The organism is Pseudomonas sp. TWP3-2 (assembly GCF_049897765.1).
Taxonomy (GTDB): Bacteria; Pseudomonadota; Gammaproteobacteria; order Pseudomonadales; family Pseudomonadaceae; genus Aquipseudomonas.
In genome coordinates, this window is the sequence record NZ_JAFCWW010000002.1 from 1 (window position 1) to 21568 (window position 21568).

Genomic DNA, 21568 nt, shown 5'->3' on the forward strand with positions numbered 1-21568 from the left:
ACCAGCGTTTCAAGCCTCTGCATTGATGTCAGGTGTTCGGCAAACGCGCTTTTGAGCAGCGGCTCGTTCGCCCAGCTTTGCGCCAGGGCTACTCGCGCCTGAACCAGCGCCGCGCGACGGCGAAACAGACTAAGAAGGCGGCGATATAACGGCGATGGAGGGGTCCAGGGATGAAGCTCCTGGTATTCGTTCTTCAGATAACGAGCCAGCAGTTTGGCGTCCAGCGCGTCGGTTTTGGCGCGAACTTTCACACCTTTGCGGTAATGACTCAGTTCGTAGCCGCCGACCATGTAAATCGTGCAACCGGCTTCATAGGCCAGATCGGCGAGCGCCAAGTGATAGGTGTTGGTTGATTCGATGGCGAGATCAACCGGTGCAGGCAAGGCTTTCAACCATTTTTTGATGGCAGCCTTGTCATTGGAGATCGTCTCGAGCAGATCCAGCTCAGCCTGATAGATGACCAGTTCATTCTTGGCGACATCCACGCCCACGATAGGCTTTACGACAGAAATCGGCATTGCCATTGAACATCCCCCCGAGATATGGTTTTGAACACTTGAAGGGGTCACCCAGAGGCGCAGGCTTGTTTCTATCGTCGGTCGAGCCAGATGCATTCTTTATCGGCGCTTGGGTGAAAGGAGGAGGGGCGAAATCTCCCACGGATCTGTACTGCGTCAACAGTCAGAAGCCAGCCTAGTCCCTCCTCCTCCCTTCAAGTACCAAGCATACAAGTCTGGCTTGCCAGCGATGGCGTGCGTTCAGCAGACATTGATGTCGCTGACACTCCGCTATCGCTGGCAAGCCAGCTCCCACAGGTTTTGTCTTGTAGCTGATCTTCCGGATTACTGCCCCGGAATATCCTTGCGCAGTTTCACTGGATCCTGCTGTTTGCGCTTTTTCGCCATCGCGCCGCGCAGCTTGATGTTGATCGCTTCGACCGCCAGCGAGAACGCCATGGCGAAGTAGACGTAGCCTTTGGGAACGTGCACGCCGAACGCTTCAGCAATCAGCACGGTGCCGACTACCAACAGGAACGACAGCGCCAACATTTTCAACGACGGGTGCTTGTCGATGAACTCGCTGATCTTGCCCGCGGCCAGCATCATCACCAGTACCGCCACAATGATCGCCGCAACCATGACCGGCACGTGCGAAACCATGCCCACGGCAGTGATCACCGAGTCCAGCGAGAACACGATGTCGATGATCGCGATCTGGATGATCGTGTAGAGGAAGTTGCCGCCCTTGCCCGATGGGCCGTCGGCGCTTTCGTCTTCGCCTTCCAGCGCGTGGTACATCTCCTGCGAGCTTTTCCACAGCAGGAACAGGCCACCGAAGAACAGGATCAGGTCGCGACCGGAAATGCCCTGGCCGAACACTTCGAACAGGTCGGCGGTGAGGCGCATGACCCAGGTGATCGAGAGCAGCAACAGGATTCGCGTGATCATGGCCAGCGCCAGACCGAATATCCGGGTGCGCTGCTGCATGTGCTTGGGCATGCGGCTGACCAGGATCGAAATCATGATGATGTTGTCGATGCCCAGCACGATTTCCAGGGCAGTCAGGGTGAAGAAGGCAACCCAGATTTCAGGGTTGGTCAGCCATTCCATGTGTATTCCTTTGAGCAGTTGTTAAACCGCAAAAGGTTCTGACTTCAAACAACGAAGGCAGAACCCGAGCGGTGAGTCTTGAGTTATAGAGTGCTGAACAGCGGGAAAGTCCCCAGCAGCAGTGCAGCAATCAGGATGCAGATACAAACCAGAATCGCCCATTTCAGGGTGAATCGCTGGTGGTCACCAAAATCAATGCCAGCCAGGGCGACCAACAGATAGGTCGATGGCACCAACGGGCTCAGCAAGTGGACGGGCTGACCGACGATCGAGGCACGGGCCATTTCCACAGCGGTAATGCCGTAGTGGCTGGCGGCTTCGGCCAGGACCGGCAACACGCCGTAGTAGAACGCATCGTTGGACATGAAGAAGGTGAACGGCATGCTCACCAGCGCCGTGATCACGGCCAGGTACGGGCCAAGGAAATCCGGGATCACTGCCAACAGGCTCTTCGACATCGCATCGACCATGCCGGTGCCGGTCAGGATACCGGTGAAAATACCGGCAGCAAAGATCAGTCCGACCACTGCCAGCACACTACCCGCGTGAGCCGCAACGCGATCCTTCTGCTGTTGCAGACAAGGGTAGTTGACGATCATCGCGATACTGAACGCCACCATGAACAGCACCGGTAGCGGCAGCAGGCCGGCGATCAGGGTGCACATCAGGCCGAGGGTCAGGGCGCCGTTGAACCAGATCAGTTTCGGACGACGGGCATCGGGAAATTGCGAGACGCTGATTTCACTGTGATCGATGTCGTCGCCGATCAGGTGCAACTCACCCAGACGCGCGCGTTCACGTTTGCCGTAGAAGTAAGCGATCACCAGAATCGCCAGCACACCGGCAGCCATCGCCGGGATCATCGGTACGAAGATGTCCGACGGATCCACATGCAGTGCACTGGCAGCGCGGGCGGTCGGGCCACCCCACGGGGTCATGTTCATCACGCCGCCGGCGAGGATGATCAGGCCGGCCATGATCCGCGGGCTCATGCCGATGCGGCTGTACAGCGGCAGCATGGCGGCCACGCAGATCATATAAGTGGTCGCGCCGTCACCATCAAGGGAAACGACGAGTGCCAGAACGGCAGTACCGACCGAAACTTTCAGCGGGTCGCCCTTGACCAGTTTGAGGATCTTGCGCACGGCCGGGTCGAACAGGCCGGAGTCGATCATCAGGGCGAAATACAGAATGGCGAACATCAGCATCACGCCGGTCGGCGCAAGCTTGGTGATGCCTTCGAGCATCATCGGACCGATCTTCGGCGCAAAACCACCGAACAGGGCAAAAACAATCGGGATGATGATCAGAGCGATCAGCGCGGACAGGCGCTTGGTCATGATCAGGAACATGAACGTGATGACCATGGCGAAGCCAAGGAAAGTCAGCATGGGAATACTCCAGGCGTAGCGCGTCTAGGGAATGAGCAGATCGGACGGGATCAGCGCAGAACGGGAAGGACGAGGCGTACGGGCGGAGTTACAGCAGGGAGGCGGGTTGCAGAGGACATCAGAATCACCATTGTTGTTGTTAATTGGACCGTGCGCGCGGGGTATCACGCGCATTGGCCAACCGGTCTGTTGCCGGTAGTTGGGCGATCCTAATCGGGGAACCTTTCAGCTACCTTTCGATGGTGACAGGTCTGACGGAAGGCTCATCCAGTTTCTCGCAAGAAATAGGCACGGGATGGAAAAGGGTCGTAAGACCCTTCCGTAGATATTGAAGGGCCATGCCCGCCGCTGTATGGAAGGAGTTCGCAATGCTAGGCTTGCGCCCATTGCAAAGCTTGAGAGGAGCTCCAACCAATGATCAACAGTGTTGAACTAGACAATTTCGGTCCTTTACAACGAGTCCGCTGGAGCAAGCTCTCAAACTTGAATCTGGTCATCGGCGCAAACAGTAGCGGCAAAACATTTTTGCTTAAGACACTTTATTGCACGATGCGAACCCTCGAAGAATATCAGCGGGGCAACGAGCAGCGTTCAGCTGCGGAAATTCTGGCCGACAAACTTTATTGGACCTTTCAGGCGGACAAGATTGGTGACCTGGTCACTAAGAGTGCCGATGGGCCATTAGCCTGCAAGGTGAAAGTAGATGCACGTGAATTTCGGTTCGGGTTCGGCAAAGACACCACAAAGAATATTGCAACGCTGGAAAGCCACGTCCCGCCGCAAGACAGCAACTCCATCTTTTTGCCTCCTAAAGAAGTGCTCTCTCTACAGCACATTATTTTAAAGAGCCGTGATGTCGACAAGGACTTCGGGTTCGACGATACCTACTACGACTTGGCCAAAGCGCTGCGTCTTATGCCGACTAAAGGTAAAAATCATGCGCACTTCGTGAAGGCACGTAGCAGTCTTGAAGACATGTTCGGTGGCAAAGTCGAGTTCGACAGCAGCGCAAATCGCTGGCAGTTCAAAAAGGGTAACCAAAAATTCCAGATCGGTTCGACCGCAGAGGGCATCAAGAAAATTGCCATTCTCGACACGCTGCTGGGTAATCGATACCTCACCAAAGACTCCATTATTTTCATTGATGAACCGGAATCCGCACTGCATCCGGTGGCGATCACTAAATTGATCGATATCATCGTCTCTCTTGCGGAGAACGGAATTCAATTTTTCATTGCGAGTCACTCGTACTTCGTCATCAAAGCCCTGTATCTGGCAGCTCAAAAGCAAAACATGTCGATCCCGGTTTTGTCATCGCGTGAAGGCGAATGGTTAAGTGATGATCTGCTCAAAGGCATGCCGGACAACCCCATCGTCGACGAATCAATCCGCCTGTATGAAGAGGAAGTGGAGTTGGCCTTGGGATGACTATTTCAATCAAAGAGTCAGGGATGACTTTTGGGCCTTTTCCTGAAAAGAAGCTATTTCCGATCGAAACCAGCCCCTTAGCCAAATCCCTCGGGGAAGGACTGAAGCTTACTGAGTTTGTTCTGCTGCGAGATTTTGCAAATAAACCCCAGGAAGCTTGGTTTATCGAGGCCAAATCAAGCGCCCCCAAAGAAACTACGATTTTTGTCGAAGAAATTCGGCAAAAATTTACAAACTCGGTACAGCTGACCATCGCCGCCTGCCTCAAGCGTCACACTGGTAGTGAAGAATACTTATCTGCGGATTTTCTGGATCTGGACCTTGAAAACTGTGGAATCAAATGCATTCTGGTCATCAACTCTTTTCCGAAAGAATGGATGGTCAACCTCCAGGACGCATTGAACAAAGCGATGAATTCTTTAGCTAAAACTCTGGGGCTCAAACCCGGGTCGGTAATCGTCATAAACGATGAAATGGCTCGCGCACGTAACCTGATCAGTTAGCAAGGCCAGGCAACATGACAATACGGCACAGCGGTGGCTGTCACTGCGGACATATTCGTTATCAGTTCAGCGGAGCGCTGCATGACATTGCCCATTGTCATTGCTCGATCTGCCGCCGCGTAAGTGGCGGCATAGTCACCACATGGATCACCGTGCCGGCGGCGAATTTCCAATGGTTGGCGGCGGCGCCGTCGCGCTATGACTCGTCAAACAGCTGCGCGCGGTTCTTCTGCCCGAACTGCGGCGCGCAACTGGCGCTGGTGACATTGCTCAGTCCCGAAAGTATCGACCTGACCATCGCCACGCTGGATCACCCGGAGCAGGCGCCGGCCGAGCGGCATATCTGGACCGACAGCCAATTGCCCTGGCTGCATCTGGATGAGCACTTGCCTGGTGAGCCTGAAGAAACGCTTTGATCAAGATATAGACAGGTCCAGCGGTCGCACCCTGTGCATTGCAACGCCTGCGAATCGGTTCGAACCCTCGGCATTGCCCGTGTGTCTCACACCATACAAGGGACAATAAAAGGGACCTCAGCCATGAAAAATGCCGAAACCCCGGCGGTGAAAGTGGTGCTCTACGGTGCCATGAGTAGCCTCGGCAGTGCGTTGATGGCTGAACTGCTGCGCCGCCAGCATGAAGTCATCGCCATCCTCGACGACCTGACCGCCCTCGCGCCACGCCCCGGATTGCGCACCAAGAGTGGCGATCTGTTTGATGCCGAGCGGGTCAATCAAAGTGTCGCCGGCAGCTCGGCGGTGATTTGTCTGTTGAATGCGCCGGGCTTGCCGTTCAACAGCGAGCACATTGAGAAATCCGTAGTGCTCGGGCCGGTCGAGCAAGTGCTGGCGGTGGATGCGTTGATCGACGGCCTGCAAGCGGCGAGTGTTACGCGATTGTTTGTGGTCGGCGAATTCGATGCGCTGGACGAGCCGGAACTGGATGATCGCCTGCAGCGCCACGCCGCCGAAGAAATCCGCGAAGCGCTGCAAAGCAGCCCGCTGCACTGGACGCTGGTGAATGCACCGCGCGGCGTGGCGGGGCTGACGATTGAGCATTTCAGCCAGGTCAGCAGCTCGCTTGAGCCGGGATTGGCCGAGCCGCTGGAGCGATTGCAACGGGTGGCGGTGGGGATTGCGGATGAGCTGCGGTTGAATTTGCATGTGGGTGAGCATGTGAGTTTTGTGGCAGCTTCAGATAACTGAAAGATCGCAGCCTGCGGCACTGCTCGCCTGCTCCGCCATCAACCAATCCACAAACTGCTGAATCAACACTCCGCGCCGTTTGCGCTGCGGCAGCACCACGTAGTAACCAAGGCGCGACAGCGTTGTTTGCGCGATCGGTCGCACCAGCAACCCTTGGCTGAGCAAGTTATCCACAAGGTGCCGCCAACCAATCGCCACGCCTTGGCCGCCAATCGCCGCTTGGATCAACAGCGTGTAATTGTCGAAACGCAATTGCCCCGGCGCTGGCGGGGTGGCGATGCCGAGCTCGCGGAACACGCCACTCCAGTCGAACCAGTTGCTGCTGTTCTCGCCACGCAGGTGCAGCAGCGGAAACTCCAGCAGTGCCTGAGCCGGCAAGGGCAGGGCGCGCTCCTTGAGCAATTGCGGGCTGCACACCGGAAACACTTCTTCGCTGAACAGCCAGTGGCTTTCCCCCTGCTTGAAGCGCCCGTCGCCGAACAGGATTGCCACATCGATGTCAGTGCGCAGCATGTTGTGATTGCGTTCGCTGGTGACCAGGCTCACATCAACCTGCGGGTTGGCCTCGTGAAAACGGTGGAGACGCGGCATCAGCCAATACGCGGCAAACGCAAAATCGGTGGCAACTTGCAGCACCTCATGTTGCTCTTGTGTACTGATCGCACTCAATCCTGCGTCGATATTCTGCAAACCGAGGCTAACTTGCTCAAATAGCAGCGCGCCGACCTCAGTCAATTCGATGCCACGATAGATCCGGTCAAACAGCCGCGTGCCGAGCTGTTCCTCCAAGCGTTTGATCTGCTGACTGATCGCCGGTTGCGTGGTGCCCAGCTCGACCGCCGCTGCGGTGAAGCTGCGCTGTCGGGCCGCTGCCTCGAAGGCGCGCAGCAAATCCAGCGACAAATCGCCAAGGGCTTCATACATAAGCTGTGCTTATCCTAGTCATTGCCCGGCGCGGGCTTTACCGGGTAGAGCATGGACTCCATGCTCGATCGCAGCAATGTCGCATAAATATTCACTATGGAATGCCGCGATCACATGAAGCGCAAGAACATCCTCTTCATCATGGCCGATCAAATGGCCGCGCCAATGTTGCCGATCTACGGCCCGTCTCCAATCAAACTGCCCAATCTCAGCCGCTTGGCCGCACAAGGCGTGGTGTTCGACGCCGCCTATTGCAACAGTCCACTGTGCGCGCCGTCGCGTTTCACCCTGGTCAGCGGCCAGTTGCCGAGCAAGATCGGCGCCTACGACAACGCCGCCGATTTCCCCGCCGACATCCCGACCTACGCCCACTACCTGCGCCGCCTCGGCTACCGCACCGCGCTGTCGGGCAAGATGCATTTCTGCGGCCCGGATCAGTTGCACGGCTATGAAGAACGCCTGACCAGCGACATTTACCCGGCCGATTACGGCTGGTCGGTAAATTGGGACGAGCCGGACGTGCGTCCGAGCTGGTATCACAACATGTCCTCGGTGCTGCAGGCCGGGCCGTGCGTGCGTACCAATCAGCTGGATTTCGACGAAGAGGTGGTGTTCAAGGCCCAGCAATACCTGTTCGATCACATCCGTGAGGACGGCGATCAACCCTTCTGCCTGACCGTCTCGATGACTCACCCACATGATCCGTACACGATTCCCAAGGCGTTCTGGGATTTGTACGACGATGCGGATATCCCGCTGCCTACGACGCCGGAGCAACATTCACTCGATCCACATTCCCAGCGTTTACTCAAAGTCTACGATCTCTGGGACAAGCCGTTGCCTGTGGATAAGATCCGCGATGCGCGCCGCGCCTACTTCGGCGCTTGCAGTTATATCGACGCCAACGTCGGCAAGCTCCTGCAAACGCTGGAAGAAACCGGGCTGATCGACGACACGATCATCGTGTTCTCAGGTGACCACGGCGACATGCTTGGCGAGAAAGGCCTCTGGTACAAAATGCACTGGTTCGAAATGGCCGCCCGCGTGCCCCTGTTGATAAGTGCACCAGGGCAATTCGCTGCGAGCCGGGTCAGCAACGCGGTATCTACGGCCGACCTGTTGCCAACCTTCGTCGAACTGGCCGGCGGCACACTGCAAGCCGACCTGCCGCTGGACGGCCGATCGCTGCTGCCGCATCTGCAAGGGCAGGGCGGGCACGATGAAGTGTTCGGCGAATACATGGCCGAAGGCACGATCAGCCCGCTGATGATGATCCGGCGCGGTGCCTGGAAATTTATCTACAGCGAAAGCGACCCTTGCCTACTCTTCGACATAGCCAACGATCCGCGTGAATTGGAAGAACTCAGCCAGTCGCCGCAGCATCGCCTGTTGTTCGACGATTTTCTTGCCGAGGCGCGGGCCAAATGGGATATCCCGGCGATCCACCGCGATGTGCTTGAAAGCCAGCGGCGTCGGCGGTTCGTCGCCGAGGCGCTGACCATCGGCAAGCTGAAGAGCTGGGATCACCAGCCGCTGGTGGACGCCAGTCAACAGTACATGCGCAACCACATCGACCTCGATGATCTGGAGCGCAAAGCCCGTTATCCACAACCCTGCCAAAACCAATAATGCGAAGGGGAAGTCCATGCTCAAGTTATCCACAGTCGTCACCGTCAGTCTGCTGGCAATGGGCAGCGCTTCGGCCTACGCCGAGCAGAGTTGCGACACGGTAAAAATGGCCGATCCGGGCTGGAGCGACATTGCCGCGACCAACGCCATCACCGGGTTTCTGCTGGACGGCATGGGCTACAAGGCCAAGGTCGACACCCTTGCAGTGCCGATCACCTTTGGCGGATTGAAGGATGGCCAGGTTGATGTGTTCCTCGGCAACTGGATGCCGGCGCAGCAGGGGTTCTATGACAAGTTCGTCGCGACCGGTGACGTCACGCAACTGGCGAAAAACCTCGAAGGCACCGAATTCACCCTCGCCGTGCCGGATTACGTGTGGGATGCGGGTGTGCATAACTTTGTCGACCTGAATAAATACGCCGACAAGTTTGAAAAGAAGATCTACGGGATCGGCTCGGGTGCGCCAGCCAACATCTCGCTGCAAGAGATCATCAAGAAAAACGACTTCGACCTTGGCCAATGGAAGCTGATCGAGTCGAGCGAACAAGCAATGCTGGCCGAAGTATCGCGGGCAGTGAAGAAGCAGAAATTCGTGACCTTCCTCGGCTGGACCCCGCACCCGATGAACGTGCAGTTGAAAATGCATTATCTGAAGGGTGGCGAGAAATATTTTGGCAACACCGGCAGCGTATTTACCCTGACGCGCAAGGGATATGCCGAAGCCTGTCCGAATGTGGGCAAGTTGCTGACCAATCTGGCCTTCACCCAGGAGATGGAGAACAGCATCATGGCTGAGGTGGTGAACAACAAAGTCAGCAACGCTCAAGCGGCGAAGGCCTGGATCAAGGCGAATCCGGGGGTTTTGGATAAGTGGCTGGATGGCGTGAAAACCGTAGATGGGAAAGAGGCTTTAGGGGCGGTGAAGGCCAAGCTCTGATCGTGGGGTGCTGACGACTTATGTTCGCTCGAGATCTTTTCCCCCCTCACCCCAACCCTCTCCCCCCAAGGGGGGCGAGGGGGAAAGGGAGCCGATCTCGGTTGCTTCTGGAATCTGAGTTCGACTCGATATTTCAGGTCGATGTCGCTTGAAACGCCAACTCGGTCAGTTCCCTCTCCCTCTGGGAGAGGGTTAGGGTGAGGGGCTCTTCTCAACTGACACCCTGATACCCTTGCAAACACCCAACCCCAAACCGCGAGACCCCATGCCCCTCCCGACCCGCCGCTCACTCCTGCCCTTCCTGACCTGGCTGCCCCGGCAGACCCGCGCCAGCGTCGGGCGCGACCTGATCGTCGGTCTCAGCGGTGCGATTCTCGCGTTGCCGCAGTCGATTGCCTACGCGCTGATCGCCGGTCTCCCACCTGAATACGGCCTCTACGCGGCAATCATCCCGGTCCTGATCGCCTGCTTATGGGGTTCTTCGTGGCACCTGATCTGCGGCCCCACGGCGGCCATCTCCATTGTGCTTTACGCCAGCGTCAGTCCACTTGCCGTCCCGGCATCACAGGACTACATCACCCTGATTTTGCTACTGACCTTCCTCGCTGGAGTTTTCCAGTGGCTGCTCGGCCTGTTGCGCTTCGGCGCACTGGTGAATTTCGTCTCGCATTCGGTGGTGCTGGGTTTCACCCTCGGTGCGGCGGTGGTGATTGTCATCGGTCAATTACCCAACCTGCTCGGGCTGGATTTACAGAGCAAAGCCACGGCATTGGACAGCCTGATGGATCTGCTGCGGCATCTGGGAACTGTGGATAAACCCTCGCTCGCGCTCGGTGTGGCCACGGTGCTGGTCGGCGCGGCATTGAAACAGTTGCTGCCGCGCTGGCCAACGCTATTGATCACGCTGGTGCTCGGCAGTCTGCTGGTGTGGCTGTGGCCGGCGATGTTCGGCCATGTGCAATTGGTCAGCGCCTTCGTTGGACGTTTGCCGCCGTTCAGTGCGCTGGATCTGGATCTGGACGTGATCCTGCGCCTGCTGCCGAGCGCTGTGGCGGTGGGCATGCTCGGGCTGGTTACGAGTCTGTCGATTGCGCGCTCGATTTCCGCGCGCTCGCAGCAGTTGCTCGATGCCAATCAGGAAGTTCGTGCGCAGGGTTTATCCAATATCGTCGGGGCATTTTTTTCGGGATCGCTGTCCGCCGGATCTTTCACTCGTTCCGGATTGAGCTACGAGGCGGGGGCCTGTTCACCGCTGGCCGGCGTGTTTTCCGCGTTGTGGGTAGCGCTGTTCGCGATTTTCGGCGCGGGGTTGATCGCGCACATTCCGATCCCGGCAATGGCCGGCAGCATTCTGTTGATCGCCTGGGGGCTGGTGGATATTCGCGGGATTCGCGCGCTGCTGCGAGTCAGCCGCGCAGAATTCTTGGTGATGGCTTTGACCTGTCTCGCCACATTGCTGCTGGAATTGCAGACAGCGATTTATGCCGGAGTGCTGGCGTCGCTGTTTTTCTATCTCAAGCGCACCTCACAGCCGCGCGTGCAGCATTGGCGCGATGGCGAGGATGATGTGCTGCGGGTCGGCGGGTCGATCTTTTTCGGCGCCAGCCATTACCTGCAAGTGCGCCTGCAACGCATGCACGGCGCGCGCGTGGTGATCGAAGCACAGCAGATCAACTTCATCGACTATTCCGGGGTGGAAATGCTGCATCAAGAGGCGCGGCGCTTGCTCAAACAAGGACGCTGCCTGACATTGCGCCGCGCGCGGCCGCAGGTGGTTGAGGAGTTGAGGAAGCTGGAAGGGCCGGAGAAATGTCCGATCCGCTTTGAGGAGTGATCAGATATCGGTGTCGACTTCAATCGCTGGCAAGCCAGCTCCCACAGGGATGGAGGTGATCCTTGTGGGAGCTGGCTTGCCAGCGATGCTTTTAAAGGGCCAGTTGGCGGCGCAGTTCGGCGAGTACGGGCGCAGTGTCCGGGCGCACCCCGCGCCACAGCAAAAACGCCTCTGCCGCTTGCTCAGCCAACATCCCCAACCCATCCATCGACACCGCCGCGCCATGCTCGCTGGCCCAACGACAAAACGCCGTCGGCTCCTTGCCATACATCATGTCGTAGCACAGGGTTTTACCCGGCTCGATCAGGCTCGGTGCAATCGGCGGGACATCGCCGGTCAGGCTGGCGGATGTGGCGTTGATGATCACGTCCACCGGCTCGCGCAACCAGTCGAAACCACTGGCCGACACCGGCCCCAGATCGATGAATAACTCTGCCAGCAATTCGGCTTTTTCCACCGTGCGATTGGCAATGATCACCGACGCCGGTTTTTCCGCCAGCAATGGCTCCAGCGCTCCGCGCACTGCACCACCAGCGCCGAGCAGCAGAATGCGTTTGCCGGTCAGGCTGAAACCGGCATTCACCGTCAGATCGCGTACCAGTCCGGCGCCGTCGGTGTTGTCGCCGAGCAGCGAACCGTCGGCGAGTTTGCTCAGGGTATTCACTGCGCCGGCACGCTCAGCGCGCGCGGTCAGGCTGTTGGCCAGGCGATAGGCGTCTTCCTTGAACGGCACGGTTACGTTGGCGCCGCGACCTTGCTCGAAAAACGCCTTGGCGCAACCGGAAAAATCGTCGAGCGGCGCCAGCAGTGTGCTGTAGTCGAGGCTCTGCCCGGTCTGCTCGGCGAACAGTTTATGAATCAGCGGCGACTTGCTGTGGCCGATCGGGTTACCGAAAACGACGTAACGATCCATCACAACTCCTCGTTCAGGCCTGGGCCAGCCAGTCGCGGTCTTGCAGAAAGTAGTCGGTCAGGCGTGCCTCTTCGCTACCCGGCTCGGCCTTCCAGTCGTAGGCCCAGCGCACCTGCGGCGGCAGCGACATCAGGATTGACTCGGTGCGTCCGCCCGATTGCAGGCCGAACAGCGTGCCACGGTCGTAAACCAGATTGAATTCAACGTAACGGCCACGGCGGAATTCCTGGAACTCGCGCTGCTTGGCGGTGAATTCATCATGCTTGCGCCGCTGCACGATTGGCAGATACGCATCGATGTAGGCGTCACCGATGGCGCGCATGAAGGCGAAACTGGTATCGAAGTCCCACTCGTTCAGGTCGTCGAAGAACAGTCCGCCGATGCCGCGCGGTTCGTGACGGTGCTTGATGTGGAAGTAGCTGTCGCACCACGCCTTGTAGCGCGAGTAAACGTCCGGGCCGAACGGCGCGCAGGCCTGCTCGGCCACGCGGTGCCAATGGATGCAATCTTCTTCATTGCCGTAATACGGGGTCAGGTCGAAGCCGCCACCGAACCACCAGACCGGCTCTTCGCCTTCTTTCTCGGCGATGAAAAAGCGCACATTGGCGTGGGACGTCGGCACATGCGGGTTGTGCGGGTGAATCACCAGCGACACGCCGAGGGCTTCAAAGCCGCGTCCGGCCAGTTCCGGCCGATGGGCGCTGGCCGACGGTGGCAGACCACTGCCGAACACATGGGAAAAGTTTACGCCGCCCTTTTCGATCAACGCGCCGTTCTCGATCACTCGAGTGCGACCGCCGCCCCCAGCCGGACGAGCCCAGGCGTCTTCGACGAAGCGCGTGCCGCCGTCCTCGGCTTCCAGCGCAGCGCAGATGCGATCTTGCAGGTCGAGCAGATAGGCTTTTACGGCGTCGGTGCGGGTCGTCATGACATCCCCCTGGATCGGTAAAACAGATCGGGCAAAACTACGCGGCGCCCCCGCAGGCAATGGGGGGCGGCGCAAATGGGCGCGTAGCATACCATCGCAGGCCGGCACGCCGCAGTTGACGAAGATCAAGGTTGGGAGTTCGATAGGCAGCTCGCAAACGACCCAAGGAATAGGCAGATGGCAAAGCGAATCCAGTTCCACGCCCACGGCGGCCCCGAAGTGCTCGAGTACGTTGACTACCAGCCCGCCGAGCCCGGCCCGCAGCAGGTGCGCGTGAGCAACAAGGCGATCGGTCTGAACTTCATCGACACTTACTACCGCAGCGGTCTCTACGCGCCGCCAGCATTGCCGTCGGGTCTCGGTGCCGAGGGTGCCGGCATCGTTGACGCGGTGGGCAGCGAAGTCACCCGCTTCAAGGTCGGTGATCGCGTGGCGTATGGCAGCGGCCCGTTGGGTGCTTATAGCGAACGGCACGTCCTGCCCGAAGCCAATCTGGTGAAGCTGCCCGACGCCATCAGTTTCGAAACCGCCGCCGGGGTCATGCTTAAAGGCCTGACCGTGCAATATCTGCTGCGTCAGACTTATGAACTCAAGGCTGGTGAAACCATTCTGTTCCACGCCGCCGCCGGTGGCGTCGGTTCGCTGGCCTGCCAATGGGCCAAGGCTCTCGGCGTGAAACTGATCGGTACGGTCAGCTCGAAAGAGAAAGCCGACCTGGCCAAGGCCAACGGCGCATGGGCGACCATCGACTACAGCCACGAAAACGTTGCCCAGCGAGTGCTGGAGTTGACCGACGGCAAGAAAGTCCCGGTGGTCTACGACGGGGTTGGCAAGGACACCTGGCTGACCTCGCTCGACAGCGTGGCGCCACGTGGCCTGCTGGTGAGTTTCGGTAATGCGTCCGGCGCGGTGGACGGGGTGAACCTGGGGATCCTGTCGGCGAAAGGTTCGCTGTACGTGACCCGGCCGACCCTGGCGACTTACGCCAACAATGCCGCGAACCTGCAACGGATGGCGGATGAGCTGTTCGAGATGATCATCAGCGGCAAGATAAAGGTGGATATCAGTCAGCGTTATCCACTGGCTGAAGCGGCGAAGGCGCAGACCGAGTTGTCGGCGCGGCGCACCACGGGTTCGACCATCCTGCTGCCATGACGACAAGCTGCCCCGGCGATGCTTCATAAGTTGATCGGGGTAAGTTGCAATTCAACAAAAAACGGCGTCTTGCCGGCCGAGGTTGTTGCAAAGTCCTCTCGGGCCAGACGCTGCACCTGCAACCCCAATACTCCGGGCAAGCCGAGCAATGCGCTCGCCTGCGCCTCGCCCTGCAGTGCCCGTTCGATCACCGCCTGCGCATCGGCAGCCAGTTTTTCCTGGGCGATGACCAGACGCATGCGAGCACCGTTAGCCTGACGATCGACCTGCACCTGAATATCGGCGGCGCACAACTTGGGCAACATCTGACCGAGCGCATGCATTACCTGCCGCTGAGTGATGATCGCGCCGCCCAGCTTGATCGATGTTTCGACCCGACCCTCGAGCTCCAGCACGGGCCAGGAACTGCCACAGGCACAACTTCTCACCTTGCGCAGCATTCGCCCACGATCGCCAATCCTGTACCGCAACAACGGCACGTGATCGGGCAGCAGCGGCGTCAACAGTAATTCGCCGGTCTGCTCTTCGGGCATGGCTTGCAGGGTCACGGGATCAACTACTTCGAGCAGCATCGCGTCGGCATGCAGATGATAAAACCCGTGCTCAAGGTGTGCGCATTGAAAGCCGATGGGGCCGGTTTCCGTAGAGCTGTAGCCGAACGACCTTATCTTCAGCATCGGCCAGTCCCGGGTGAGTTGTTCGCGCAACGATTGACTGCAGGGTTCTCCGATGTAGTACAGCCACTTCAGACTGCCTAACTGCGTTGCGCCGATCTGATCATGGTTGAACAGCGCCGCAGCGAAGGAGGGTGTGCAAATCAGCGCATCGGCCGCCTGTGACTGAATCAGCTCGGCAATCCGTTGAACGCCCATCTGCGAACCGGCGGGCAACAGGCGCGCACCAATGTGCTGGACGACCGCCGATGCGTATTGAAAGGCTCCCTGCATTTCACCGGAGGTCAGACAGTTGATGACGATGCCTGGACGTTCGTCAGCCTCCCCAAACATCCGCGCACCCAAGGAAACGATGCCGGTATTGAACGCCCATGAATGGGTGATGTGCTTACGGTTGCCGGTGCTGCCTCCCGACGTGAGAGTCAGGCCGCCGCCCGGTGCGCGGTGTGAGGCTTCGCCGAGCACGGAGAACAGCACACCGCCGTGCTCGTCCTCCACGGCTTGAATCGGCAGTCGATGCAGGTCGTTTGCGGTCTGCACGTCTCTGAGCTGGGGATATAACGCGCTGAACCACGGCAGGGAGCGCGCGTGCGCCAATTTGCGCGCAAAGGCCTCAGCAGCATCCCCGTCAGCACCGGCATTGATTATCGGATCACTGTTCATCGCCACGCCCCCCCTGACGAATACCCAACGCATCGAACCCGCTGCCGACAGCGCTCGCGAGATGCTCCAGCTGGGTCTGGCTATGACTGGCACTGATGGCCAGACGCAAGATCGCCTCGCCCTTGGCCACTACCGGAAACACAGCGGTGGTGACCGCAATCGTCTGTCGGCGCAGATGCAGCGCAAGGTTGATCGCATCGCTCTCGGCGCCGACGCGCACGAACCGAATGGGTGAGGCCACTAGATGGTTGCCCAGCACCGGCCCGAGCAGACCGTCGATCACGGCCACATTGCGCCACAGATCCGCCTGCAACTGTCCCAGCTCAGGGGAAAGGTGGATTTTGCCGGAGGCGACTGCTGCGCCCACGCCGCCCATGGACAGTGGCCCGCCGAATGTATAGGTCGATGCATGGCGCCGTATCATCTCGGCATCGGCTGCCGTGTGCACAGTAATTGCACCGCCAGTTGCGCCGAACGCCTTGGACAGCGAGGACAGCAGGATCAGTCGAGCGCGCTGTCGCTGGTCGGCTGCGAAAAGTGCATAGCCACCGCCTGCTTCGCCATGAATCGAAGTGCCGTGGGCATCATCCGCGTAGAGATAACCGTCGAAACGCTCCGCCAGTTGCAGCAGACGGTTGACCGGATACAAACCGCGCATTGAGCCGATGCTGTCGGTGAGGATGATCGGTGTATTGCCAGCGGCAACCGCAGTAGAGCATGCGTGCTCCACTTGCTCGAGATCGCTGCAATCGCAACGCAGCACGGGGCCGAACTGGCACAGGATGCCCTGCAGCACTTGCATCGAGGCATGCGCAGCCCGGTCGACGATCCAGCCAGGTCCACGACGCAAGGGATAGGAAGGCAATTCGCCGGATCCGAGCAGCGGCAGACAGCCAAGATGCGCGCTGCCTACCGAGTTGAAGGTCACCGAATGCCCCTGGAATATCCGGTTCAGTTGCTCATCCAGCTCGCGCATGGGCGGCAGCAGAGCCCGGGTTCGCGCAGCAGCGAACTGCACGCCGAATGACTGGACGGCGCTCATCGCGCCTTGAATAAGGCGTGGATCGCACTCCAGCCCGAGGTAAGAGCATGAGAGAAATTCAGTCAGCCGCTCACCGCTATTCAACTCGATTTCCTTGCCCTCACGTTTCACCAGGTTCAAACCGTTGAGCCCGGCTTCGAACAATTGCTGCTGATCGTCCCGAGCCTGACGCACACGGTTTTTGACCCAATTTACGGTTGGTTGAATCGTGTTCATGGGAATGCCTGCAAAGGGGGCGTCTGGCGATAGATCTGCACACGCCATAGCTGGGTTGTTTCGCGTTCGATCACTGGCTGGTATTGGGCGGTGATATCGCAGAAACCTGCACTATCAGGTTGCACCACGTGCAAATGGCCACGCATGACTATCAACGCCTGCCCGCTCAGCGCCGGGCGCAGACGTTGCAAGACACTGGCGCCGGCCCCTTGGGGCATGAAGGACGGCACGTCCGACAGCGAGACGAAATCGACATCCGCAGACGTGGCAACACAATCGAGGATGTCCGCCTGCACCACGCGCAACTCGCACTGCTGAAGTCCCTCGCGCGCACGGCTGAAAATTATCGGGTCACATTCCAGTGGGTAGCCCTGCGGATAGCGCAGTTCTCCGAAGAACAGCATTTGCAGGAAAAAGCTCTCCTTCACCACTTGAGTGGTAAACAAGGCGTGGAAAATCTGCTGATATACCGCGCGCGAACTGATACCAAGATTGTTGGGTGGAAATGAGCCTCGATACAGCAGCGAGTTGAGCACTGCCGCGTTCCCCAGCAGCGCGATTACCGCTTTCCAGCGCGTGAGCGGGAAACGGCTTCGGTAATATTCCGTCTGCGCGCCAAGTTCGCTGTGTCGGAAAATTTCTCGACCCGCCCTTCCGGTAAACAACCCATTGACCTTGGCCAGCCGCTGCAGCGTCTGCTCGAAAGCCCCCATGTAAATCGGTGCCTTCCAGTCACGGGACCGGAACAACTCCGCCAGCCAGCGGCGATCCGCCGAGGGCAAATTCAGCTGCTGAAAAATCGACTGGCGGCGTATCGCCGAACTCTCTGGCTGGTAGCCCAGGAATTCCATGAACGACGCGTGATCGGTCTGCTCCAGAAGAGCAAATCGCAACCGCGTGAAGGCGAGTTGCGGCGCACTTATATCGGTGCAGGTCATGCGCATCGGACTGCGGGCCAACAGCGGCAACAGCCGTCCGCCACACCCGGCGACACCGACTATATGTTTGGCACGCTCGGGCAGAATCGCGTGCTCAAGTGCTGTGTCTTCATCCCCCAGCGTGTAGTTGAGCCGCTCGAAATATTCAGCCATTCGCGCCTCCGCTCATCGGAGGGTGTCGGGCTCTCATGACCGGTCCAGGGCGTGGAGAAAGTCATAACGGGGCGCCAGGCCTTTTTGCCAAGCCTCATATTGCTCATATACAGCTTCAAGCATATTGCCGGTCAGGCGCAGACTGGTTTCCATTACGCTGGCAATCGCATCCCAATCAGCCTGGTTCTTGCACGTGCGCTGCAGCATGAGTTTAATTTCGTTGAAGTGCTCGATATCAATATCGGAATGGGCAATGAAGAAGGTCAACTGGGCAGGTTTCAGCGCCAGCGTTTCACTCAGTTGATTGATGATTGGCATGATGAACTGGTAGGCGTTTTCCGCCCAATAACTGTAACCGAGCCGTTGCAGGGGATTACCTGTAAAGGAAATCCAGTACAAGTAAGCAATCAGAACGTCGGTTGCCGGAAGTGCAGATGGCATATCGAAAACTTGATTCTTCAAACCAAGACTCATGACATCGTGCAACGCCATTCTTTCATGGCCGACTTCTTGCGCTGCGTGTTCAAAACAGAATTTGGCATATACCGGATTATCCGCATGTCGGACACCCACCAACCCCTGATTTCTCGCGTTGTGGGCGGTGTAGTGAAAGGTTTCGATCATATATATCGCATACAGCGCCTTGGAAACATTGCCCTCGCGAATTACTTTTACCAACTGCGAGTTATCCAGGATATCCGCCCAGATCTTGTCGATTCTGTCATCTAGCCGGCTCAACTGTTGTTCAAAACTGCGGGGCGAGTTCATCAGCATGGATTTCCGTTTGGTTGAGAATTTTGTCGGTTGGCGGACTTACGGCCGCAAGGATTTGCGGCCACTTGGCTGAAAGCAGCCAGTAATCGCCGCGTTTGCGCTGCTCGATATGCAATGAATTGGTGGTAATCGGCGTAAGCCCGAAGCGCTGGAACAGACGCCGCTGCGGAGATCGGCACAGCGCAGTGACGCCCTCATAACCGTGTTGGATCGCCCAATCGGTCGCGGCCGCAAGCAGGCCGTTGATCAACACCGGCAAGTGACTTGGCGAGTGCGCGATCAAGCGGCTGAACTCGACATGTCGAGACAGCGCTACGGTAGGAGATACATGCTGCTGCGCCAGCGCTGCCCACTCGAACGGCGCAGGTGTAACTCTTAATACCGCCACTGGCTGATCGTCCTGATACAGCAAGAAGTGGGTGCTACGTGATGTAATTGCCAAGCGTGTTTCGAGTGATCTTGCGCTGGACGTGAGCATGTAATGTTGTAATCGCAGACGAAACTGCTGAGAAACAAAACGTTCAAACTCCCGCGTGTCTGATCCAGCTTCAAGAATAACGATACGATAATTTTCATGACGACTCTTTAACGTCGCCTTGAGTGCCTGCAGATAATCCGTGAGTTGTAAATCCGTAGTATCCATTCCATCTCCGCAGAAGTTAACTTTTCGAAATGTCCGGGCGCACTTGAATGATGGATGGTTTTAGAAAAATCGCCACTTCGCGAATTCTGATAATGACGTGGGAAAATTCACGAAAGTTCGATGCTTGTCGATACATCTGACACACGGAGGAAAAATACAAACAACATCGTGTTGTAAGTTGCTATTTACTCGAAGGAAAAATCGCAGGCATGCGTAGTACTCCTCGCTATAAAAGCCGAGGAGTAATCGATAAATCAAATCAGAGTTATATCAATCGGGACGGACGACGTGGCCGGTGGCCAGATCACGGATGATGCTGGGATTCTTGCGCCCACCAAGCAAACCGCCAAGCACCAGATCAAGCTGGCCACGGAAATACTGCTCGACCCGCAACCGCGAGCGCGCTGCTGGCCGACCTTGTGGATTGGCCGATGTCGACACTAGCGGTCCGACCAGTGAACACAGGTCGCGAACCAGTGGATGATCACTGACGCGCAGCGCCACGGTTTCGTGCACCCCGGTGATCCACTGCGGCAACTGGTTGCGATGCGGCACCAGCCACGTGTTCGGCCCCGGCCAGGTGCTGGCCATGCGGTCCAGCCACAGCTCCGGGAAGTCTTCGAAGAGGAAGTCGAACTGGCGGATATTGTCGGCGACCAGAATCAGGCCTTTGCCCACCGAACGGCCCTTGAGCATCAGCAGCCGTTCCACCGCTTCTTCATCCCACGGATCGCACCCCAACCCCCAGACGGCTTCGGTTGGATAGGCAATGACCGCCCCGGCACGAATCTCTCGCGCGGCTTGTTGCACACGCCAACTGTTGACCATGAAAAACTCTCCGCAAACAGGTTTCGCGCAGTTTACCGATCTTCAATGTAAATCCCAGCCTGTATGAACGTTAGATCATGCGCGCAAACCAGCGGCCGTTTTCGCAGACTGCGCGGCCGTCCATCTCCAGCTCGGTCAATGCGGCCAGCACTTTGGGCAGCGCCCAGCCACTGCTGTCGACCAGCCCTTCGCTGGTATGCGGTGCCGCGTGCAGCAGGCGCAATAGCGGGTTATCCACGCTCGTCGTCGCCTCCGACATCGGCAAATGCTGCCAGCCGCGCAACGCTTCGAGGATGTGTTCGATGGTTTCCACCAGCACCGCGCCGTCGCGGATCAACTGATGGCAGCCGCGCGCACCGGGGTGATGGATCGAGCCTGGAATCGCGTACACCTCGCGTCCCTGTTCCGCGGCCAGCCGCGCGGTGATCAGCGATCCGCTGGCCACACTTGCCTCGACTACCAGCACGCCAAGGGACAAGCCGCTGATGATCCGGTTGCGTCTGGGGAAGTTGCTGGCGCTCGGCCCGGCGTCCAGCGGAAACTCGGACAGCACCGCGCTGCCCGATGCGATCATGTCGTCGGCCAGGCGTCGATTGCGTTGTGGATAAAATTTTTCCAGCCCCGTCCCAAGTACCCCGACGGTTTGCCCGCCGACATCCAGCGCGGCTTGGTGCGCGGCCGCATCAATGCCCAGCGCCAGGCCACTGGTGATCACGAAACCGGCCCCGGCCAGGCTGCGGGAAAACGCGGCGGCGGTGTCCATGCCTGGACGTGAAGCGCGACGACTGCCGACCATCGCCAACTGCGGTTTTTCCAGGATCAGTGGGTCGCCAGCGACGAACAGCAGCGGCGGCGGGTCGGGAATCTGCGCCAGCAGTGCCGGGTAATCCGGCTGATCCCACATCAGTAAATGCTGGCCCGGCCGCTCTAGCCAGCGCATCGCGTGGCTGGCGCCATCGCGCACCTCCGGGCAACGCCGTGCTTCGGCACACGCCGCCGGCATTCCCAACGCGCGCCAGGCACTGGCCGGCGCGCTGATCGCCTTGGAGGCCGAACCAAACGCCTCGAGCAGTCTGGCAAAACGTTTCGGGCCGATTTCCGGCAGGCGGTGCAGGCGCAAACGCGCCTCCAGTTCCGCCGGGGAAATCGGCGTACATACGGACATCATCATGGATCATCC

Annotated in this window: 21 protein-coding genes; 8 read left to right on the forward strand and 13 right to left on the reverse strand. The window is 58.5% G+C overall.

The window, feature by feature from the left end; translation table 11 throughout:
* From ACP7EE_RS03125 to ACP7EE_RS03135, 3 genes are all read right to left on the reverse strand, one after another.
* The coding region (locus ACP7EE_RS03125; RefSeq protein WP_426233427.1) for an IS110 family transposase at positions 1-524 on the reverse strand (524 nt) is incomplete at its 3' end.
* Positions 525-842: 318 nt separating this feature from the next.
* Positions 843-1610: a TerC family protein gene (locus ACP7EE_RS03130; RefSeq protein WP_420650041.1), complete on the reverse strand. Its 768-nt coding sequence runs from the start codon at positions 1608-1610 to the stop codon at positions 843-845.
* Between the two features lie 83 nt (positions 1611-1693).
* Positions 1694-3001: a CitMHS family transporter gene (locus ACP7EE_RS03135; RefSeq protein ID WP_420650042.1), complete on the reverse strand. Its 1308-nt coding sequence runs from the start codon at positions 2999-3001 to the stop codon at positions 1694-1696.
* A gap of 414 nt (positions 3002-3415) precedes the next feature.
* On the opposite strand from ACP7EE_RS03135, the gene ACP7EE_RS03140 reads away from it, so the two are divergent.
* The 4 genes from ACP7EE_RS03140 to ACP7EE_RS03155 all read left to right on the forward strand — a co-directional run bounded on the left by ACP7EE_RS03140 (position 3416) and on the right by ACP7EE_RS03155 (position 6137).
* A complete protein-coding gene (locus tag ACP7EE_RS03140) occupies positions 3416-4429 on the forward strand; it encodes an AAA family ATPase (protein ID WP_420650043.1) in 1014 nt (337 codons plus the stop codon).
* On the forward strand, positions 4426-4932 hold the full coding sequence (locus ACP7EE_RS03145; protein WP_426233429.1) for a hypothetical protein: 507 nt from the start codon (positions 4426-4428) through the stop codon (positions 4930-4932). The genes ACP7EE_RS03140 and ACP7EE_RS03145 overlap by 4 nt, the downstream gene beginning before the upstream one ends.
* Before the next feature lie 14 nt (positions 4933-4946).
* Entirely contained in the window at positions 4947-5348 is a 402-nt protein-coding gene (locus ACP7EE_RS03150; protein ID WP_420650045.1) for a GFA family protein, read from the forward strand.
* Between the two features lie 123 nt (positions 5349-5471).
* Positions 5472-6137: an NAD(P)-dependent oxidoreductase gene (locus tag ACP7EE_RS03155; protein WP_426233431.1), complete on the forward strand. Its 666-nt coding sequence runs from the start codon at positions 5472-5474 to the stop codon at positions 6135-6137.
* Here the strand turns inward: ACP7EE_RS03155 and ACP7EE_RS03160 are convergent.
* Complete coding sequence (locus ACP7EE_RS03160) at positions 6126-7061, reverse strand: choline sulfate utilization transcriptional regulator (protein ID WP_426233433.1); 936 nt, start codon at positions 7059-7061, stop codon at positions 6126-6128. The genes ACP7EE_RS03155 and ACP7EE_RS03160 overlap by 12 nt on opposite strands.
* 114 nt (positions 7062-7175) lie before the next feature.
* Here ACP7EE_RS03160 and betC point away from each other — a divergent pair, with 114 nt between their 5' ends.
* From betC to ACP7EE_RS03175, 3 genes are all read left to right on the forward strand, one after another.
* Positions 7176-8690, forward strand: a complete 1515-nt coding sequence (gene betC / locus ACP7EE_RS03165; protein WP_426233435.1) for a choline-sulfatase — start codon at positions 7176-7178, stop codon at positions 8688-8690.
* Between the two features lie 16 nt (positions 8691-8706).
* Positions 8707-9627, forward strand: a complete 921-nt coding sequence (gene choX / locus ACP7EE_RS03170; protein WP_426233437.1) for a choline ABC transporter substrate-binding protein — start codon at positions 8707-8709, stop codon at positions 9625-9627.
* Between the two features lie 265 nt (positions 9628-9892).
* The gene (locus tag ACP7EE_RS03175; protein ID WP_426233439.1) at positions 9893-11461 is read left to right on the forward strand and encodes a SulP family inorganic anion transporter; all 1569 of its coding nucleotides are present in this window, start codon (positions 9893-9895) and stop codon (positions 11459-11461) included.
* A gap of 91 nt (positions 11462-11552) precedes the next feature.
* Here ACP7EE_RS03175 and aroE read toward each other — a convergent pair whose 3' ends face one another.
* On the reverse strand, positions 11553-12374 hold the full coding sequence (gene aroE, locus ACP7EE_RS03180; protein WP_420650051.1) for a shikimate dehydrogenase: 822 nt from the start codon (positions 12372-12374) through the stop codon (positions 11553-11555).
* A gap of 13 nt (positions 12375-12387) precedes the next feature.
* Positions 12388-13302 (reverse strand): oxygen-dependent coproporphyrinogen oxidase, encoded by a 915-nt coding sequence (hemF, locus tag ACP7EE_RS03185; protein ID WP_426233441.1) that lies wholly within the window; start codon positions 13300-13302, stop codon positions 12388-12390.
* 177 nt (positions 13303-13479) lie between these two features.
* Here hemF and ACP7EE_RS03190 point away from each other — a divergent pair, with 177 nt between their 5' ends.
* Positions 13480-14457 carry an NADPH:quinone reductase gene (locus tag ACP7EE_RS03190; protein ID WP_426233443.1) on the forward strand — a complete coding sequence of 326 codons (978 nt, stop codon included), beginning with the start codon at positions 13480-13482 and terminating at the stop codon, positions 14455-14457.
* Positions 14458-14480: 23 nt separating this feature from the next.
* Here the strand turns inward: ACP7EE_RS03190 and ACP7EE_RS03195 are convergent, their stop codons facing one another.
* From ACP7EE_RS03195 to dprA, 7 genes are all read right to left on the reverse strand, one after another.
* Positions 14481-15794: a phenylacetate--CoA ligase family protein gene (locus ACP7EE_RS03195; RefSeq protein WP_426233445.1), complete on the reverse strand. Its 1314-nt coding sequence runs from the start codon at positions 15792-15794 to the stop codon at positions 14481-14483.
* Entirely contained in the window at positions 15784-17052 is a 1269-nt protein-coding gene (locus ACP7EE_RS03200; RefSeq protein WP_426233447.1) for an aminotransferase class I/II-fold pyridoxal phosphate-dependent enzyme, read from the reverse strand. Before ACP7EE_RS03200 ends, ACP7EE_RS03195 begins: the two co-directional genes overlap by 11 nt.
* Complete coding sequence (locus tag ACP7EE_RS03205; RefSeq protein WP_426233449.1) at positions 17049-18143, reverse strand: DUF3419 family protein; 1095 nt, start codon at positions 18141-18143, stop codon at positions 17049-17051. Before ACP7EE_RS03205 ends, ACP7EE_RS03200 begins: the two co-directional genes overlap by 4 nt.
* Positions 18144-18176: 33 nt before the next feature.
* Positions 18177-18911, reverse strand: a complete 735-nt coding sequence (locus ACP7EE_RS03210; RefSeq protein ID WP_426233451.1) for an iron-containing redox enzyme family protein — start codon at positions 18909-18911, stop codon at positions 18177-18179.
* Positions 18889-19560, reverse strand: a complete 672-nt coding sequence (locus tag ACP7EE_RS03215) for a hypothetical protein (RefSeq protein ID WP_426233453.1) — start codon at positions 19558-19560, stop codon at positions 18889-18891. Before ACP7EE_RS03215 ends, ACP7EE_RS03210 begins: the two co-directional genes overlap by 23 nt.
* A 270-nt stretch (positions 19561-19830) precedes the next feature.
* A complete protein-coding gene (locus ACP7EE_RS03220) occupies positions 19831-20388 on the reverse strand; it encodes an L-threonylcarbamoyladenylate synthase (RefSeq protein WP_420650059.1) in 558 nt (185 codons plus the stop codon).
* A gap of 70 nt (positions 20389-20458) precedes the next feature.
* A complete protein-coding gene (dprA, locus tag ACP7EE_RS03225) occupies positions 20459-21559 on the reverse strand; it encodes a DNA-processing protein DprA (RefSeq protein ID WP_426233456.1) in 1101 nt (366 codons plus the stop codon).
* Positions 21560-21568 lie beyond the last annotated feature (9 nt).

What these genes read in the sequence shown, in the direction of transcription:
- ACP7EE_RS03130 (WP_420650041.1), bottom strand. Translation starts at nt 1,610, where the DNA reads ATGGAATGGCTGACCAACCCTGAAATCTGGGTTGCCTTCTTCACCCTG.
- ACP7EE_RS03135 (WP_420650042.1), bottom strand. Translation starts at nt 3,001, where the DNA reads ATGCTGACTTTCCTTGGCTTCGCCATGGTCATCACGTTCATGTTCCTG.
- ACP7EE_RS03140 (WP_420650043.1), top strand. Translation starts at nt 3,416, where the DNA reads ATGATCAACAGTGTTGAACTAGACAATTTCGGTCCTTTACAACGAGTC.
- ACP7EE_RS03145 (WP_426233429.1), top strand. Translation starts at nt 4,426, where the DNA reads ATGACTATTTCAATCAAAGAGTCAGGGATGACTTTTGGGCCTTTTCCT.
- ACP7EE_RS03150 (WP_420650045.1), top strand. Translation starts at nt 4,947, where the DNA reads ATGACAATACGGCACAGCGGTGGCTGTCACTGCGGACATATTCGTTAT.
- ACP7EE_RS03155 (WP_426233431.1), top strand. Translation starts at nt 5,472, where the DNA reads ATGAAAAATGCCGAAACCCCGGCGGTGAAAGTGGTGCTCTACGGTGCC.
- ACP7EE_RS03160 (WP_426233433.1), bottom strand. Translation starts at nt 7,061, where the DNA reads ATGTATGAAGCCCTTGGCGATTTGTCGCTGGATTTGCTGCGCGCCTTC.
- betC (WP_426233435.1), top strand. Translation starts at nt 7,176, where the DNA reads ATGAAGCGCAAGAACATCCTCTTCATCATGGCCGATCAAATGGCCGCG.
- choX (WP_426233437.1), top strand. Translation starts at nt 8,707, where the DNA reads ATGCTCAAGTTATCCACAGTCGTCACCGTCAGTCTGCTGGCAATGGGC.
- ACP7EE_RS03175 (WP_426233439.1), top strand. Translation starts at nt 9,893, where the DNA reads ATGCCCCTCCCGACCCGCCGCTCACTCCTGCCCTTCCTGACCTGGCTG.
- aroE (WP_420650051.1), bottom strand. Translation starts at nt 12,374, where the DNA reads ATGGATCGTTACGTCGTTTTCGGTAACCCGATCGGCCACAGCAAGTCG.
- hemF (WP_426233441.1), bottom strand. Translation starts at nt 13,302, where the DNA reads ATGACGACCCGCACCGACGCCGTAAAAGCCTATCTGCTCGACCTGCAA.
- ACP7EE_RS03190 (WP_426233443.1), top strand. Translation starts at nt 13,480, where the DNA reads ATGGCAAAGCGAATCCAGTTCCACGCCCACGGCGGCCCCGAAGTGCTC.
- ACP7EE_RS03195 (WP_426233445.1), bottom strand. Translation starts at nt 15,794, where the DNA reads ATGAACAGTGATCCGATAATCAATGCCGGTGCTGACGGGGATGCTGCT.
- ACP7EE_RS03200 (WP_426233447.1), bottom strand. Translation starts at nt 17,052, where the DNA reads ATGAACACGATTCAACCAACCGTAAATTGGGTCAAAAACCGTGTGCGT.
- ACP7EE_RS03205 (WP_426233449.1), bottom strand. Translation starts at nt 18,143, where the DNA reads ATGGCTGAATATTTCGAGCGGCTCAACTACACGCTGGGGGATGAAGAC.
- ACP7EE_RS03210 (WP_426233451.1), bottom strand. Translation starts at nt 18,911, where the DNA reads ATGAACTCGCCCCGCAGTTTTGAACAACAGTTGAGCCGGCTAGATGAC.
- ACP7EE_RS03215 (WP_426233453.1), bottom strand. Translation starts at nt 19,560, where the DNA reads ATGGATACTACGGATTTACAACTCACGGATTATCTGCAGGCACTCAAG.
- ACP7EE_RS03220 (WP_420650059.1), bottom strand. Translation starts at nt 20,388, where the DNA reads ATGGTCAACAGTTGGCGTGTGCAACAAGCCGCGCGAGAGATTCGTGCC.
- dprA (WP_426233456.1), bottom strand. Translation starts at nt 21,559, where the DNA reads ATGATGATGTCCGTATGTACGCCGATTTCCCCGGCGGAACTGGAGGCG.